General features: G+C 64.6%; 12 protein-coding genes. 8 read left to right on the plus strand and 4 right to left on the minus strand.

From position 1 onward, the window contains the following. Positions 1-96: 96 nt before the first annotated feature. Together KVG96_RS24940 and KVG96_RS24945 are read right to left on the minus strand one after the other, a co-directional pair. A complete protein-coding gene (locus KVG96_RS24940) occupies positions 97-996 on the minus strand; it encodes a D-hexose-6-phosphate mutarotase (RefSeq protein WP_217894426.1) in 900 nt (299 codons plus the stop codon). Positions 997-1053: 57 nt separating this feature from the next. Beyond that, entirely contained in the window at positions 1054-1458 is a 405-nt protein-coding gene (locus tag KVG96_RS24945) for an acyl-CoA thioesterase (protein WP_003229628.1), read from the minus strand. A 375-nt stretch (positions 1459-1833) separates the two neighbouring features. On the opposite strand from KVG96_RS24945, the gene KVG96_RS24950 reads away from it, so the two are divergent. The 8 genes from KVG96_RS24950 to KVG96_RS24985 all read left to right on the plus strand — a co-directional run bounded on the left by KVG96_RS24950 (position 1834) and on the right by KVG96_RS24985 (position 12562). Beyond that, positions 1834-3132 carry an MFS transporter gene (locus tag KVG96_RS24950; protein WP_085579103.1) on the plus strand — a complete coding sequence of 433 codons (1299 nt, stop codon included), beginning with the start codon at positions 1834-1836 and terminating at the stop codon, positions 3130-3132. Between the two features lie 175 nt (positions 3133-3307). Continuing rightward, positions 3308-4309, plus strand: a complete 1002-nt coding sequence (locus tag KVG96_RS24955) for a phosphate ABC transporter substrate-binding protein PstS (protein WP_011336616.1) — start codon at positions 3308-3310, stop codon at positions 4307-4309. 423 nt (positions 4310-4732) lie between these two features. Then, positions 4733-6766, plus strand: coding sequence for an ABC transporter permease subunit (locus KVG96_RS24960; protein ID WP_217894793.1), 2034 nt, complete (start codon positions 4733-4735; stop codon positions 6764-6766). A 15-nt stretch (positions 6767-6781) separates the two neighbouring features. Continuing rightward, a complete protein-coding gene (pstA, locus tag KVG96_RS24965; RefSeq protein WP_085630273.1) occupies positions 6782-8452 on the plus strand; it encodes a phosphate ABC transporter permease PstA in 1671 nt (556 codons plus the stop codon). A 95-nt stretch (positions 8453-8547) separates the two neighbouring features. Further along, positions 8548-9381, plus strand: a complete 834-nt coding sequence (gene pstB / locus KVG96_RS24970; protein WP_085579095.1) for a phosphate ABC transporter ATP-binding protein PstB — start codon at positions 8548-8550, stop codon at positions 9379-9381. A 110-nt stretch (positions 9382-9491) separates the two neighbouring features. Then, positions 9492-10253, plus strand: a complete 762-nt coding sequence (gene phoU / locus KVG96_RS24975) for a phosphate signaling complex protein PhoU (RefSeq protein ID WP_217894427.1) — start codon at positions 9492-9494, stop codon at positions 10251-10253. A 165-nt stretch (positions 10254-10418) separates the two neighbouring features. Beyond that, positions 10419-11381, plus strand: a complete 963-nt coding sequence (locus KVG96_RS24980) for a response regulator (RefSeq protein ID WP_217894428.1) — start codon at positions 10419-10421, stop codon at positions 11379-11381. A 284-nt stretch (positions 11382-11665) separates the two neighbouring features. Next, positions 11666-12562, plus strand: a complete 897-nt coding sequence (locus KVG96_RS24985) for a peptidoglycan DD-metalloendopeptidase family protein (protein WP_217894429.1) — start codon at positions 11666-11668, stop codon at positions 12560-12562. A gap of 64 nt (positions 12563-12626) precedes the next feature. Here KVG96_RS24985 and KVG96_RS24990 read toward each other — a convergent pair whose 3' ends face one another. Both KVG96_RS24990 and phoR read right to left on the minus strand, forming a co-directional pair. After that, positions 12627-13967: a hemolysin family protein gene (locus KVG96_RS24990; protein WP_085579087.1), complete on the minus strand. Its 1341-nt coding sequence runs from the start codon at positions 13965-13967 to the stop codon at positions 12627-12629. Positions 13968-14079: 112 nt separating this feature from the next. Then, positions 14080-15366 (minus strand): phosphate regulon sensor histidine kinase PhoR, encoded by a 1287-nt coding sequence (phoR, locus tag KVG96_RS24995; protein WP_264082405.1) that lies wholly within the window; start codon positions 15364-15366, stop codon positions 14080-14082. Between the last annotated feature and the right edge of the window lie 67 nt (positions 15367-15433).

Below are 15433 nucleotides of genomic sequence, written 5' to 3' on the forward strand. Positions count from 1 at the left end.
GGAGCCAGGCTGCTGGCGATTGCGTCGTGTCAGTCGATTCATCGTCAACTGACAGACCGCTATCGCCAGCAGGCTGGCTCCCGCAAGTGGGGTGAATCAGAGAGGCTCGCTGCCGATGCTCACGCCCAGGGTGTGGCTGGCGCCCGGCGCCAGGTTCACGATGTTGTCCATTACGTTCGCGGTTTCGATGCACAGCATGCGCTGCCAGCCGTCGTCGGCCATGTCGCTGAACGCGGCGGCGCGGTCGATCCAAGGGTTCCAGATCACGGCGGTGCGCGAGCCGGTGGCGTTCAGCACGATGCGCCGTTCCCAGGCCGGGTCGTTGATGCTCAGTCGCGGCGGCGCGTCGAGGTAGATGCGGTCGGTTTCCCCGGTGAACTGCAGGTCGCCTTTCTGGGTGACGGTTTTCCAGTCGTCCAGGGTCTCGATGTAACGGAGGCCGTCCACGCCTTCGACCTTGACGTCGCGCACGTCGCTGACCGCGAAGTACGTGTGCAGCGCCTGGCTCAGGCTGACGGTGTCGGCACCGCGGTTGCGGCTGGTCAGGCCGATGTGCAGGCGCTCGTCCAGGCGCAGGGTCAGGGTCAGGTCCACCGGGTGCGGCCAGTCGGCGAAACCGCCTTCGGGGCAGGGCAGGGTGAATTCGACCTTCAGGCTTTCGCCTTCGGCTTCGATGCCGGCCAGTTCCCAGTCGGTCGCCCGGACAAACCCGTGGGCGCCCGCCGGTTCCGTGCCGGTGCGCATGGCCTGCACGCTCTGCGGGTTGCGCGCGAACACGCCGAACCAGGGCCAGCACACCGGCACGCCGGCGCGGATGCTCTTGCCGGCCTTGAACGCGGCCTTGTCGTTGAGCCAGATCACCGGCGGCTGGCCGTCCACCTGGTAACTGAGGATGTGCGCGCCTTGCTGGGCCACCAGCACTTCGGCCTGGCCGTGGCGGATGCGCCAGCAGTTCAGTTCATCGAGTTTGACGGCTTCGACGTTGGGCGTGTTCATGGGACTGCTCTCGATCAGCGATTCGGGACGTTTTCGACCTGCCGGCGGCCGCAAGGTTTAGCGGGCGCGCGGCGGAACCGAACGGGTGCGGCCGCTGCCGTCGATGGCGACGAACACGAACACCGCTTCGGTCACTTTACGCCACTCGCTGGACAACGGATCGTCGCTCCACACCTCGACCATCATCTGGATCGAGCTGCGGCCGATCTCCAGGGTCTGGGTATAGAAGGACAGTTGCGCGCCCACGGCCACCGGCACCAGGAACGCCATGCGGTCGATGGCCACGGTGGCCACCCGGCCGCCGGCGACGCGGCTGGCCATCGCCGTGCCGGCCAGGTCCATCTGCGCCACCAGCCAGCCGCCGAAAATATCGCCGAAGCCGTTGGTTTCGCGGGGAAGCGCGGTGATCTGCAAGGCCAGGTCGCCTTGCGGGATCGGATCTTCTTGTTCGAGCTCTATCATGCCGAGGGTGCCTCTGACCCGTGACTCTTCGTTGGTGATGCGGGTGACGGCCGTCTTCAGGAAAAACGATTCAGCACCGAACATACTACGTTCGTCACGTTTTCCATAAGGCGCCTTTAGGGAAACTCTGCGAAACCGGCTGGCCCGGCACGGTCATGCGGCCAACGGCGTTTTCGCACAGCAACCCCCTACAAGCCGGGGCGAGGTTGCGAGTATATCGGTCGGTAGACTCCGCGACGACCGTCAGGTTCTCATTTCGCCCGCCAAATGCGCCCCTATGTGCTTTTTCGAACAATTTGCTATGGTGCCGAACCTGCCCGAGCCGCAGCCAGCGTTGCTGCGGCGGCAGATCCGACTATAAGAGAAGACCTTGCCATGACCACAGCGCCCTCGAGCCTCGCGCAGTCCGACCAGCCCGCACGACCCCTGACCCGCAACGACTACAAGACGCTGTCGCTGTCCGCCCTGGGCGGTGCGCTGGAGTTCTACGACTTCATCATCTTCGTCTTCTTCGCCACCGTGGTCGGCAAGCTGTTCTTCCCGGCGGACATGCCCGAGTGGCTGCGCCTGATGCAGACCTTCGGCATCTTCGCCGCCGGCTACCTGGCGCGGCCATTGGGCGGGATCGTCATGGCGCACTTCGGCGACCTGCTGGGGCGCAAGAAGATGTTCACCCTGAGCATCTTCATGATGGCTGTGCCGACGCTGATCATGGGCCTGCTGCCGACCTACGCGCAGATCGGCCTGTGGGCGCCGATCCTGCTGCTGCTGATGCGGGTGATCCAGGGCGCGGCCATCGGCGGCGAGGTGCCGGGGGCATGGGTCTTCGTTTCCGAACACGTGCCCGACCGGCACATCGGCTATGCCTGCGGCACGCTGACCAGCGGCCTGACCGCCGGCATCCTGTTGGGCTCGCTGGTCGCCACGGCGATCAACAGCCTTTATACGCCGGAGCAAGTGGCGGATTACGCCTGGCGGATCCCGTTCCTGCTCGGTGGCGTGTTCGGCCTGTTCTCGGTCTACCTGCGCCGCTGGCTGCACGAGACGCCGGTGTTCGCCGAACTGCAGCTGCGCAAGGCCCTGGCCGAGGAAGTGCCGCTGCGGGCGGTGCTGCGCGACCACCGCGGGGCGATCCTGGTGTCGATGCTGCTGACCTGGCTGCTGTCCGCCGCCATCGTCGTGCTGATCCTGATGACCCCGACTGTGCTGCAGACCGTCTACCACTTCACGCCGACCGTTTCGCTGCAGGCCAACAGCCTGGCGATCGTGTTCCTGAGCGTGGGCTGCATCCTGGCCGGCGCGCTGGCCGACCGTTTCGGTGCCGGGCGCGTGTTCGTGTTCGGCTGCCTGGGCCTCCTGGCCAGCTCGTGGACCTTCTACCACAGCCTGGCGGACCATCCGGACTGGCTGTTCCCGTTCTACGCGCTGACCGGCCTTCTGGTCGGCACCATCGGCGCGGTGCCTTACGTGATGGTCAAGGCGTTTCCGCCGGTGGTGCGGTTCAGTGGCCTGTCTTTCTCCTATAACGTCGCCTACGCAATCTTCGGCGGCCTGACGCCGATGGTGGTCAGCCTGTTGCTCAAGGAAAGCGCGATGGGCCCGGCCTATTACGTGGCGGTGCTGTGCGGGATGGGGATCGTGGTCGGGGCGTGGCTCTGGAGCAAGGGCCGCTGATGTCCGGCCCGCTCCCGCATTGAAAGGCATTGCGGTGTGGGAGCCGGCCTGAATCATCAAGTAAAACCTGGATGCTGGCCTTTCATCCAATTGTCATATTTCAGCCATAGAGTGTTCACACGGCCTGCTGATACTTGGCCCCGACTTAACACACCCTATCTGCTAGGAGTAAGGCATGAAACTGAAGCGTTTGATGGCGGCCATGACCTTTGTCGCCGCTGGCGTTGCGACCGCCAACGCGGTTGCCGCTGTTGACCCTGCTATCCCGAGCTACACCAAGACCACCGGTGTGTCGGGCAACCTGTCCAGCGTCGGTTCCGATACCCTGGCTAACCTCATGACCCTCTGGGCCGAGAACTACAAGAAAGAATACCCGAACGTAAACATCCAGATTCAGGCCGCCGGTTCCGCCACCGCGCCGCCCGCGCTGACCGAAGGCACCTCCAACCTGGGCCCGATGAGCCGCAAGATGAAGGACACCGAACTGGCTGCCTTCGAGCAGAAGTACGGCTACAAGCCGACCGCCATTCCGGTCGCCGTGGACGCCCTGGCTGTGTTCGTGCACAAGGACAACCCGATCCAGCATCTGACCATGGAACAGGTCGATGCAATTTTCTCGTCCACCCGCCTGTGCGGCGCCAAGGCTGACGTGAAGACCTGGGGCGACCTGGGCGTGACCGGCGACCTGGCCAACAAGCCGGTTCAGCTGTTCGGCCGCAACTCGGTATCCGGCACCTACGGCTACTTCAAGGAAGAAGCCCTGTGCAAAGGCGACTACAAGCCTAACGTCAACGAACAGCCTGGCTCGGCTTCGGTCGTGCAGTCGATCAGCTCCTCGCTGAACGGCATCGGCTACTCGGGCATCGGCTACAAGACCGCCAGCGTGAAGACCGTCGCCCTGTCGAAGAAAGGCAGCACCGACTTCATCGAAGACACCGAAGAAAACGCCCTGAACGGCAAGTACCCGCTGTCCCGTTTCCTGTACGTCTACGTCAACAAGGCCCCGAACAAGCCTCTGGCCCCGCTGGAAGCCGAGTTCGTGAAACTGGTTCTGTCCAAGCAGGGTCAGGAAGTCGTGGTGAAGGACGGCTACATCCCGCTGCCGGCCAAAGTCGCCGCCAAAGCGCTGGCTGACCTGGGCCTGCAGGAAGGCGGCGCCGAAGTCGCAAAAAAGTAACAAACTGAGTCAGGGGTGAACCCCGCCTGACTCCCGTGTGGGGCCCGGCCCGCGAGCGGCCCGGCCCCACACTCCCCGAATTCTTCTATCCACCGCCAGTGCCCTGCTGGCGGCGGATTTGGTGCGTCACTGCATTGTCATCTTTCTGTCATACAGGATCGCTAGGGTGTGCGCATGAATGATCTGGCCAATTCCAAAATGACTACGAACCCTCCCAAGCGCATTGACTTCAATACGCCTGAGTTGCAACGCAAGCGCCGCATCCGTGCGCTCAAGGATCGCTTCACCCGTTGGTACGTCCTCGTCGGCGGCCTGGCGGTGCTGGCGGCGATCACCCTGATCTTCTTCTTCCTCGCCTATGTGGTCGCGCCCCTGTTCCAGGGCGCCAGCCTGACCGCCAAAGACACCCTGGCCCCGGCCTGGATGCAGGACGCCGGCAAGCCGCTGATGATCTCGCTGGAAGAGCAGAACCAGGTGGCCATGCGCGTTTCCGACAAGGGCCAGGCCCTGTTCTTCGACATCGACAGTGGCGCCGAGCTCAAGCGCGTCGGTCTGCCGTTGCCGGCCGGCACCACCGTGACCTCCATCGGCGAAGACCAGCCGGGCCATCCGCTGGTGGCCGTGGGCCTGTCCAACGGCCAGGCGCTGGTGTTCCGTCACACCTATAAGGTCAGCTACCCGGAAGGCAAGAAAACCATCACCCCGGCGATCGAGTACCCGTACGGCGAAGCGCCGATCGCATTGAACGAGAGCGGCGGCGCGCTGGAGCACATCAGCCTCAACGCCAACGATTCGACCCTGCTGCTGGCCGGCTCCACCGGCGCGCAGCTGCAGGTGCTGGCCCTGACCAGCGAAGAAAACATGATGACCGGCGAAGTCACCAACGAGCAGAAGCGCATCGATCTGCCGCAAATGACTGAACCGGTGAAGAACATCTTCGTCGACCCGCGCCAGCAGTGGCTGTACGTGGTCAACGGCCGGGCCCAGGCCGACGTGTTCAGCCTGCGCGACAAGAGCCTCAACGGTCGCTACAAGCTGCTGGAAAACGCTGACGCGCAAGTCACTGCCGCCACTCAACTGGTGGGTGGCATCTCGCTGATCGTCGGCGACTCCACCGGTGGTCTGGCCCAGTGGTTCATGGCCCGCGACACCGACGGCGAACTGCGCCTGAAACAGATCCGCACCTTCCAGATGGGCAAGGCGCCGATCGTGGAGATCGGCGCCGAGGAGCGTCGCAAGGGCTTCGCCGCCCTCGACGCCAGCGGCAAGCTCGGCGTGTTCCACAGCACCGCGCACCGCACCCTGCTGGTCGACCAGGTGGTCGAGGGCCAAGGCCTGTTCGGCCTGTCGCCGCGGGCCAACCGCGTGATCGTCGAGGCCGGCGGCAAGCTGCAGCCGCTGCTGCTCGACAACCCGCACCCGGAAGTGTCGTGGAGCGCGCTGTGGAGCAAGGTCTGGTACGAGAACTACGACGAGCCTAAGTACGTCTGGCAATCGACCGCCGCCAACACTGACTTCGAACCGAAGCTGAGCCTGTCGCCGCTGACCTTCGGCACCCTGAAGGCCGCGTTCTACGCCATGCTGCTGGCCGCGCCGCTGGCCATCGCCGCCGCGATCTACACCGCCTACTTCATGGCCCCGGGCATGCGCCGCAAGGTCAAACCGGTGATCGAGCTGATGGAAGCGATGCCGACGGTGATCCTCGGCTTCTTCGCCGGCCTGTTCCTGGCGCCGTATGTGGAAGGGCACTTGCCGGGCATCTTCAGCCTGCTGATGCTGCTGCCGATCGGCATCCTGATCGCTGGCTTCACCTTCAGCCGCCTGCCGGAATCGGTCCGCCTGAAGATCCCGGACGGCTGGGAGAGCGCGCTGCTGATCCCGGTGATCCTGTTCGTGGGCTGGCTGTCGCTGTACATGAGCCCGTACATGGAGAACTGGTTCTTCGGCGGCGACATGCGCCTGTGGATCTCCCACGACCTGGGCATCACCTACGACCAGCGCAACGCCCTGGTGGTCGGCCTGGCCATGGGCTTCGCGGTGATCCCGAACATCTACTCCATCGCCGAAGACGCCGTGTTCAGCGTGCCGCGCGGCCTGACCCTGGGCTCGCTGGCCCTGGGCGCCACGCCGTGGCAGACCATGACCCGCGTGGTGATCCTCACCGCCAGCCCGGGCATCTTCTCGGCGCTGATGATCGGCATGGGCCGCGCGGTGGGCGAGACCATGATCGTGCTGATGGCCACCGGCAACACCCCGGTGATGGAAATGAACCTGTTCGAAGGCCTGCGCACCCTGGCGGCCAACGTCGCGGTGGAAATGCCGGAGTCGGAAGTCGGCGGCAGCCACTACCGCGTGCTGTTCCTCTCGGCGCTGGTGCTGCTGCTGTTCACCTTCATCATGAACACCCTCGCGGAACTGATTCGTCAGCGTCTGCGCAAGAAATACTCGTCGCTTTAAGAAAGGTAGAAGTCTGTGAAACAGAACTCCCTGAAAGGATGGTTCAAGAGCGGCGCCCCGGGCGTCTGGATCAGCGGTGGCGCGGTGTCCATCGCGGTCATCATGACCATTGGCCTGCTGGCGGTGATCGCCGTGCGCGGCCTGGGTCACTTCTGGCCGGCGGATCTGCTCCACGCCAGCTACGACGTGCCGGGCCAGGGCAAGCACCTGGTCATCGGCGAAGTGGTGCAGAAGGAAGAAGTGCCCCGCGCCCGCCTCAAGAGCGCCGGCCTGCCGGTGCCGGACGAAGGCCCGGAGTTCATGACCCGCGAGCTGATCAAGGTCGGTAACCGTGACCTGAACGGCAACGACTTCACCTGGACCGTCGGCGAGTGGCTGAACGACCAGACCACGCCGGTGGAACTGATGGCCGTCGAGCGCCGCGAATGGGGCAACTTCTACGGCTACCTGGTCAACGTCAAGCAGGACGGCAAGGTCATCGCCGAAGGCGAGGCCGCCTGGCCCGAGCTGCAGGCGCGGATCGACCGGGTGAACAAGCTCGCCGCCCAGCTCAAGACCCTGGAGAAGGTCGACATCGGCGCGATCAACGCCGGCCTCGAACGCATCCGCCTGCACGGCCGCAAGCTGGAGCTCGAAGGCAAGCTCGACCCGGCCGCGCAAGCGGACATGGACGCCGAGCGCGCCGAGCTGAACGCCCGTTACCAGGAGGTCGAGGCACGCCTCTCCGACCTGCACGCGCAGTTCAACCGCGACGCCCTGACCGCCCGCGACGCCAACGGCAAGGAAGTCGAGATCGGCCTGGGCAAGGTGGTCCATGCCTACCAGCCGAACGCCATGGGCACCTTCACCAAGGTCGGCTTCTACTTCAGCAAGGTCTGGGAATTCCTGTCGGACGACCCCCGCGAGGCGAACACCGAAGGCGGGATCTTCCCGGCCATCTTCGGCACCGTGATGATGACCCTGATCATGGCGATGATCGTGACCCCGTTCGGCGTGCTGGCGGCGGTTTACCTGCGCGAATACGCCAAGCAGAACACCCTGACCCGGGTGATCCGCATCGCGGTGAACAACCTGGCGGGCGTTCCGGCGATCGTCTACGGCGTGTTCGGCCTGGGCTTCTTCGTCTACGTGCTGGGCGGTTCCCTCGACCGGCTGTTCTTCCCTGAAGCGCTGCCGGCGCCGACCTTCGGCACGCCGGGCCTGCTCTGGGCCTCCCTGACCCTGGCGCTGCTGGCGGTGCCGGTGGTGATCGTGGCCACCGAAGAAGGCCTGGCGCGCATCCCGCGCACCGTGCGCGAGGGCTCGCTGGCCCTGGGCGCGACCAAGGCCGAGACCCTGTGGAAGATCGTCCTGCCGATGGCCAGCCCGGCGATGATGACCGGCATGATCCTCGCCGTGGCCCGCGCCGCCGGCGAAGTGGCGCCGCTGATGCTGGTGGGTGTGGTGAAACTGGCGCCGTCGCTGCCGGTGGACGGCAACTACCCGTACCTGCACCTGGACCAGAAGATCATGCACCTGGGCTTCCACATCTACGACGTCGGCTTCCAGAGCCCGAACGTCGAGGCCGCGCGGCCGCTGGTGTACGCCACGGCGCTGCTGCTGGTGCTGGTGATCGCAGTGCTCAACCTGTCGGCGGTGTGGATCCGTAACCACCTGCGCGAAAAATACAAAGCGTTGGATAGCTAAAGCCATTAGCCACAAGCGGCAAGCCACAAGCCGCTTTTGCTCAAAACTTGCAGCTTGCAGCTAGACGCTGGCAGCTACGAACGGAGTGAGAACCCATGCAGCACGAAACACATACCCACGGCATCAACATGTCCGCCCTGGGCCGCGACAAGCAGAGCCTGAACCTGGAGCAGGAAACCGTGGCCATCGAAGTGCCGGGCCTGAGCCTGTTCTACGGCGAGAAACAAGCGCTGTACGACGTCAGCATGAACATCCCGAAACAGCGCGTGACCGCCTTCATCGGCCCGTCCGGCTGCGGCAAGTCCACGCTGCTGCGCACCTTCAACCGCATGAACGACCTGGTGGACGGCTGCCGCGTCGAAGGCGCGATCAACCTCTACGGCAACAACATCTACCGCAAGGGCGAGGACGTGGCCGAGCTGCGCCGCCGGGTCGGCATGGTGTTCCAGAAGCCCAACCCGTTCCCCAAGACCATCTACGAAAACGTGGTCTACGGCCTGCGCATCCAGGGCATCAACAAGAAGCGCGTGCTCGACGAAGCGGTCGAGTGGGCGTTGAAGGGCGCGGCCCTGTGGGACGAGGTCAAGGACCGTCTGCATGACTCGGCGCTCGGCCTGTCCGGCGGCCAGCAGCAGCGTCTGGTGATCGCCCGCACCATCGCCGTGGAGCCGGAAGTGCTGCTGCTCGACGAACCGTGCTCGGCCCTCGACCCGATCTCGACCCTGAAGGTCGAGGAGCTGATCTACGAGCTCAAGTCCAAGTTCACCATCGTCATCGTGACCCACAACATGCAGCAGGCCGCGCGGGTCTCCGACTACACGGCGTTCATGTACATGGGCAAACTGGTGGAGTTCGGCGACACCGACACCCTGTTCACCAACCCGGCGAAGAAGCAGACCGAAGACTACATCACCGGACGGTACGGCTAGTCGCAGCTGCGAGCCGCAAGCTTCAAGCGGCAAGTAAGAGCGGACCGAGTAAAAAACGAAACAGCTTGCAGCTTGTAGCTTGCGGCTCACAGCTTTTGCGGAGCAAACCCATGATTTCGAAGGAAGGTTTAACCCACCACATCTCCCAGCAGTTCAACGCCGAACTCGAAGAGGTGCGCAGCCACCTGCTGGCCATGGGCGGGTTGGTCGAGAAGCAGGTCAACGACGCGGTCACGGCGCTGATCGAGGCCGACTCGGGCCTGGCCCAGCAGGTGCGCGAGATCGACGACCAGATCAACCAGATGGAACGCAACATCGACGAGGAATGCCTGCGCATCCTGGCCCGCCGCCAGCCGGCGGCGTCCGACCTGCGGCTGATCATCAGCATCTCCAAGTCGGTGATCGACCTTGAGCGCATCGGCGACGAAGCGACCAAGATCGCCCGCCGCGCCATCCAGTTGTGCGAAGAGGGCGAGGCGCCGCGCGGCTACGTCGAAGTGCGCCACATCGGCGATCAGGTGCGCAACATGGTGCGCGACGCGCTGGACGCGTTCGCCCGCTTCGACGCCGACCTGGCGCTGTCCGTGGCGCAGTACGACAAGATCATCGACCGCGAGTACAAGACCGCCCTGCGCGAGCTGGCGACCTACATGATGGAAGACCCGCGCTCTATCTCGCGGGTTCTGAGCATCATCTGGGTGCTGCGTTCGCTGGAGCGGATCGGCGACCACGCGCGCAACATCTCGGAGCTGGTGATCTACCTGGTGCGCGGCACCGATGTGCGCCACATGGGCCTCAAGCGCATGAAGGAAGAAGTTGAAGGCACAAGCGGCGAAACCGCTAATGTTCCGGACGAAGCTGACGATAAGTAAGATTGCCCAAGAAGCACGCCCGGTCCTTTGGCCGGGCGTTTTCGTTTGGGGCGCGAATCGAAAAAGCAGCACCCGCGAACGAAAAGTCCCGGCGTGACTGAAAAGTTTTGGCAAAGTGCCATCATTCAAGCGTTATGCTTGCCGGGATTTTTTTAGGGGTGTTGGATGAGCAAGATCAGTGTGTTGGTCGTGGACGATGCATCGTTCATTCGTGACCTGGTGAAAAAGTGCCTGCGCAATTACTTCCCGGGGATTCGCACCGAGGACGCCATCAACGGGCGCAAGGCCCAGGCCATGCTGGCCAAGGAAGCCTTCGACCTGGTGCTGTGCGACTGGGAAATGCCGGAGATGTCCGGCCTCGAGCTGCTGACCTGGTGCCGTGAGCAGGACAACCTCAAGACCATGCCGTTCATCATGGTCACCAGCCGCGGCGACAAAGAGAACGTGGTGCAGGCAATCCAGGCCGGCGTCACCGGCTACGTCAGCAAGCCGTTCACCAACGAGCAGTTGCTGACCAAGGTCAAGCAGGCGCTGAACAAGGTCGGCAAGCTCGACACCCTGATGAACAGCGCGCCGACCAAGATGAACTCGGCGTTCGGCAATGACTCCCTGAGCGCCCTGACCGGCGGCAAGCCTGCCGTGGTCGGCGGCGCCCCGGCCGCCGCGCCTGCGGTCAACCCGTTCGCCAAGCCTGCCGCCGCGCCGGCGCCGGCGGCCGCCGCACCGTCCCGTGGCCTGCTCAACAACGCCCCTGCGCCCAAGGCACCGGCCGCGGCGGCGGCACCGGCCAGCGGCCGCGGCCAGGGCCAGTTGCGCCTGCCGAGCGGCACCCAGCAGTGCGTGATCAAGGCCCTGAGCATCAAGGAAGCGCTGTTGGTGGTCAAACGCACCGACAACCTGCCGCAGATCCTCGACAGCGCCGTGCTCGACCTGGAGCAGGGCGAGAACGCCGAAACCGCGCGCCTGAACGGCTACCTGCACGCCGTTGTGGCCCACGAGCCGAAGCCTGACAGCGACTGGCTGCAACTGACCTTCCGCTTCGTCGACCAGGACGCGCAGAAGCTCGACTACCTCTCCCGCCTGATTGCCCGCGGCACGGCGCAGAAGCATTTCGTTCCGGGCGCCTGACCGTCCGTCTGCGCGGGCAAGTCGAAGCGTCGTACTGTCGCTCCCACCGTTTCTTGCGGGAGCCACTGCCTTGCTGTGCGTGGGCTGACGCCATCGCCAGCAGGCTGGCTCCCACAGGGGCGCTGCACCACAGACCCCCTGTGGGAGCGAGCCTGCTCGCGATGGCGTCATTGAATGCGCCGCCCATCTCCCCCCTGTGCCACATTTGAAACATCTGTCGGCTAGCCTGGTCTGTCTCAGCTGCTAGGCTCACTTCCAGGCCTTCCTCGACAGAACGTTCGCCCATGCCCCTGCGCCTGCTGTTTTTCTGTGGTCTGTTCATGGCCTCCACCTCGACCGTGGCCATGACGATCTACAAGTCCACCGATGCCAACGGAGTGGTTTCGTACAGCGACCGTCCGAGCAAAGGCTCCCAGGTGTTCGTCTTCCAGGACCGGATGGTCGAGCGCCTGGAGCGCCAGGTGTACCTGGACATCAAGAAGCAGAAGGGCGTGGACGTGGTGTTCGTGCGCAACGACCTGTACGCGCCGGTGGAGGTGGCACTGGCGTTTACCGGGATGAGCAACGTGCGTGGCGCCCCGGCGCAGACGATCCGCCGGGTGCTGCCGGCGCGCAGCAATACCCGGTTGGCGTTGCTGACGGCGGTGTCCGGTGGCAAGCCGCTGGTGTATACGCCGATGTTCCATTATTCCCTGGGCGATCCGGCTGGCGCAGCGCAGAGCTATCGGTATCCGTTTCCCTGGCGCGGCGGGCCGTTCCGCCTAAGCCAAGGTGCCAATGGCGACTACAGCCACTTCGGGCCGAAGAACAAATACGCCATGGACATCGCCATGCCGGTGGGGACGCCGATCATCGCGGCGCGGGCGGGTGTGGTGGTGAAGACCGAGAATTCCCAGAACGGGCGCGGCACCGATCCGTCCGGCAACTTTGTGCGGATCCTGCACGATGACGGCACCATGGGCGTGTATCTGCACCTCAAGCAAGGTTCCGTGAGCGTGAAGGAAGGGCAGCGCGTGACGGTGGGCAGCCCCCTGGGGCTCTCGGGCAACACCGGCAACAGCAGCGGCCCCCACTTGCACTTCGTGGTGCAGCGCAATACGGGCGAGGGGTTGGTGTCGATTCCGTATCAGTTCAACCAGCCGCTGGGGGCGTTGCCCAACTTTGCGCTGGGCAAGCAATGAGGGCACTGAACCTGTAGGAGCGAGCCTGCTCGCGATGGGATCGACTCGACCGACAGCCAGCCGATCAATCGAGCATCAGCACCTTGGCCAGGATGATCTTCGGCCCTTTCATCTTCTTGATGATGATCCGCAGGCCTTCCACCTCCAGCACCTCTTCCTCTTCCGGCACCCGTTTGAGGGTTTCGTAGATCAGGCCGGCCAGGGTTTCCGCCTCGATGTGGTCAAGGTCGATGCCCAGCAGGCGCTCGACCTTGAACAGCGGCGTGTCGCCGCGCACCAGCAGCTTGCCCGGCTGGTAGGCGAGGATGCCGCGCTCGGCCTTGCGGTGTTCGTCCTGGATGTCGCCCACCAGCACTTCCAGCACGTCTTCCATGGTCAGGTAGCCGATGATGTTGCCGTCGGCCTCCTCGACCACGGCGAAGTGCGAGCCGCCCTTGCGGAACTGCTCCAGCAGCTGCGACAGCGGCATGTGCCGCGACACCCGCTCCAGCGGGCGGGTCAGCTCGGCGAGGTTGAACGACTCCGGAATGTGGTCCAGGGCCGCCAGCTCCAGCAGCAGGTCCTTGATGTGCAGCAGGCCGACGAACTCCTGGCGCTCGCTGTCGTACACCGGGTAGCGGCTGAACTTGTGGCGGCGGAACAGTGCGAGGATTTCCTTGAGCGGGGCGTTGAATTCCAGGGTGATCAGGTCTTCCCGGGAGTTGGCCCAGTCGACCACTTCCAGCTCGCCCATCTCCACCGCCGACGCCAGCACGCGCATGCCTTGGTCGCTCGGGTCCTGGCCGCGGCTGGAGTGCAGGATCAGCTTCAGTTCTTCGCGGCTGTAGTGATGCTCGTGGTGCGGGCCGGGCTCGCCTTGGCCGGCGATGCGCAGGATGGCGTTGGCGCTGGCGTTGAGCAGGTAGATCGCCGGGTACATGGCCCAGTAGAACAGGTACAGCGGCACCGCCGTCCACAGCGACAGCAGCTCGGGCTTGCGGATCGCCCAGGACTTGGGCGCCAGTTCGCCGACCACGATGTGCAGGTAGGAAATGATGAAGAACGCGGTGAAGAACGAGATCGCCTTGACGACCTCGGCCGACTGCACGCCGACGGCGCTGAGCACCGGCTCCAGCAGGTGCGCGAACGCCGGTTCGCCGACCCAGCCCAGGCCCAGGGAGGCGAGGGTGATGCCCAGCTGGCAGGCCGAGAGGTAGGCGTCGAGCTGACTGTGCACGGTGCGCAGGATGTGCCCGCGCCAGCCGTGCTGCTCGGCGATGGCCTCGACCCGGGTCGAGCGCAGCTTGACCATGGCGAACTCCGCCGCAACGAAGAAGCCGTTGAGCAGGACCAGGATCAGAGCGAAGAGAATCATGCCGAAGTCGGCGAAAATGGTTGCGAGGGACAAGCCAGGGGAAGGGTCCATGATGGGGTTTTGCGGATTCCGTGTGATTCGAAAAATGAGAAGGAGCGCACCTGAAAGGGCAGGCGCAAGTCAGCCAATGTAGCGGCTGACCGGGCGATTGCCTAGTGCGGGCTTACTCGGCGGCGCTGACGGCGCGCGAGCGCACCACCTGGGCCGGGGCGAAATGGCACGTGAACGTGCTGCCGTGGCCGGGCACGCTGCTGATCTCCATGCGGGCGCGGTGGCGCAGCAGCACGTGCTTGACGATGGCCAGGCCCAGGCCGGTGCCGCCGGTGTTGGAGTTGCGGCTGGAGTCGACGCGGTAGAAGCGTTCGGTCAGGCGCGGCAGGTGCTTGTTGTCGATGCCGATCCCGGAGTCCTGCACGCTCAGGTGGGCGCCTTGCTCGTCGCCCCACCAGCGGATGCGGATGTTGCCTTCGGCCGGGGTGTACTTCACGGCGTTGAACACCAGGTTGGAGAAGGCGCTGCGCAGTTCCGCCTCGCTGCCCTTGAGCAGGATCCTGCCGTCGGCCTCCAGGCTGATGCTTTGGTTCTTGCTGCCGGACAGCTGCTGCGCATCGCTCTTGATCGATTGAAGCAATGCATCGATCTGCACCGGGTGATTGTCCGACGGATAGTCCGTGGCTTCCAGCTTGGCCAACAGCAGCAGGTCGTTGAGCAGCGTCTGCATGCGTCCGCCCTGTTGCTGCATCTGCTGCAAGGCACGGCCCCAGCGCGGGTTCACTTCCTCGACGTTGTCGAGCAGGGTCTCCAGGTAGCCGCAGATCACCGTCAGCGGCGTGCGCAGTTCGTGGGAGACGTTGGCGATGAAGTCCTTGCGCATCTGTTCCAGCTGATGGATGCGGGTGACGTCGCGCACCAGCATCAGGTGCTCGTTGTTGCCGTAGCGGGTGATGTACAGCTGGATGCGCAGGCGGTCGTTGGTCGGCGAGGGGATTTCCAGCGGTTCGGCGTAGCTGTCCTGCTCGAAGTATTCCTTGAAGCGCGGATGGCGCACCAGGTTGGTCACCGGCTGGCCGCTGTCCTGCGGGGTCTTGAGGCCGAGCAGGGTCTCGGCGGCGCGGTTCCACCACTCGAGGTTGCCTTCGCTGTCGAGCATGACCACCGCGTCCTTCAGGGCGGCGGTGGACTCCTGGACGCGGTCGATCACCGCTTGCAGGCGTCCGCGCACCCGTTGGTCGCGGCGTTGCAGGTGGTAGATGCTGTCGAACACCTCGCCCCACAGGCCGTAGCCGTCGGGCGGCGCTTCGTCGGGCTGGTGCAGGCGCAGCCATTCGTGCAGGCGCAGCAACTGCTTGAGTGTCCAGGCCAGGTACAGCCCCAGGCCCGCGGCGATGCTCCAGCCGTAGTAACCGGTGATCAGGCCGATCACCAGGCAGGCGGTGACCAGCAACAGCATGTGGCGAATCAGGGTGCCATGCCAGTTTTGATTCACGGAGCGTCCTTAACGCAGCTTCGAGTTTCAA

This window comes from Pseudomonas ekonensis (genome assembly GCF_019145435.1).
Classification (GTDB): Bacteria; Pseudomonadota; Gammaproteobacteria; order Pseudomonadales; family Pseudomonadaceae; genus Aquipseudomonas; species Aquipseudomonas ekonensis.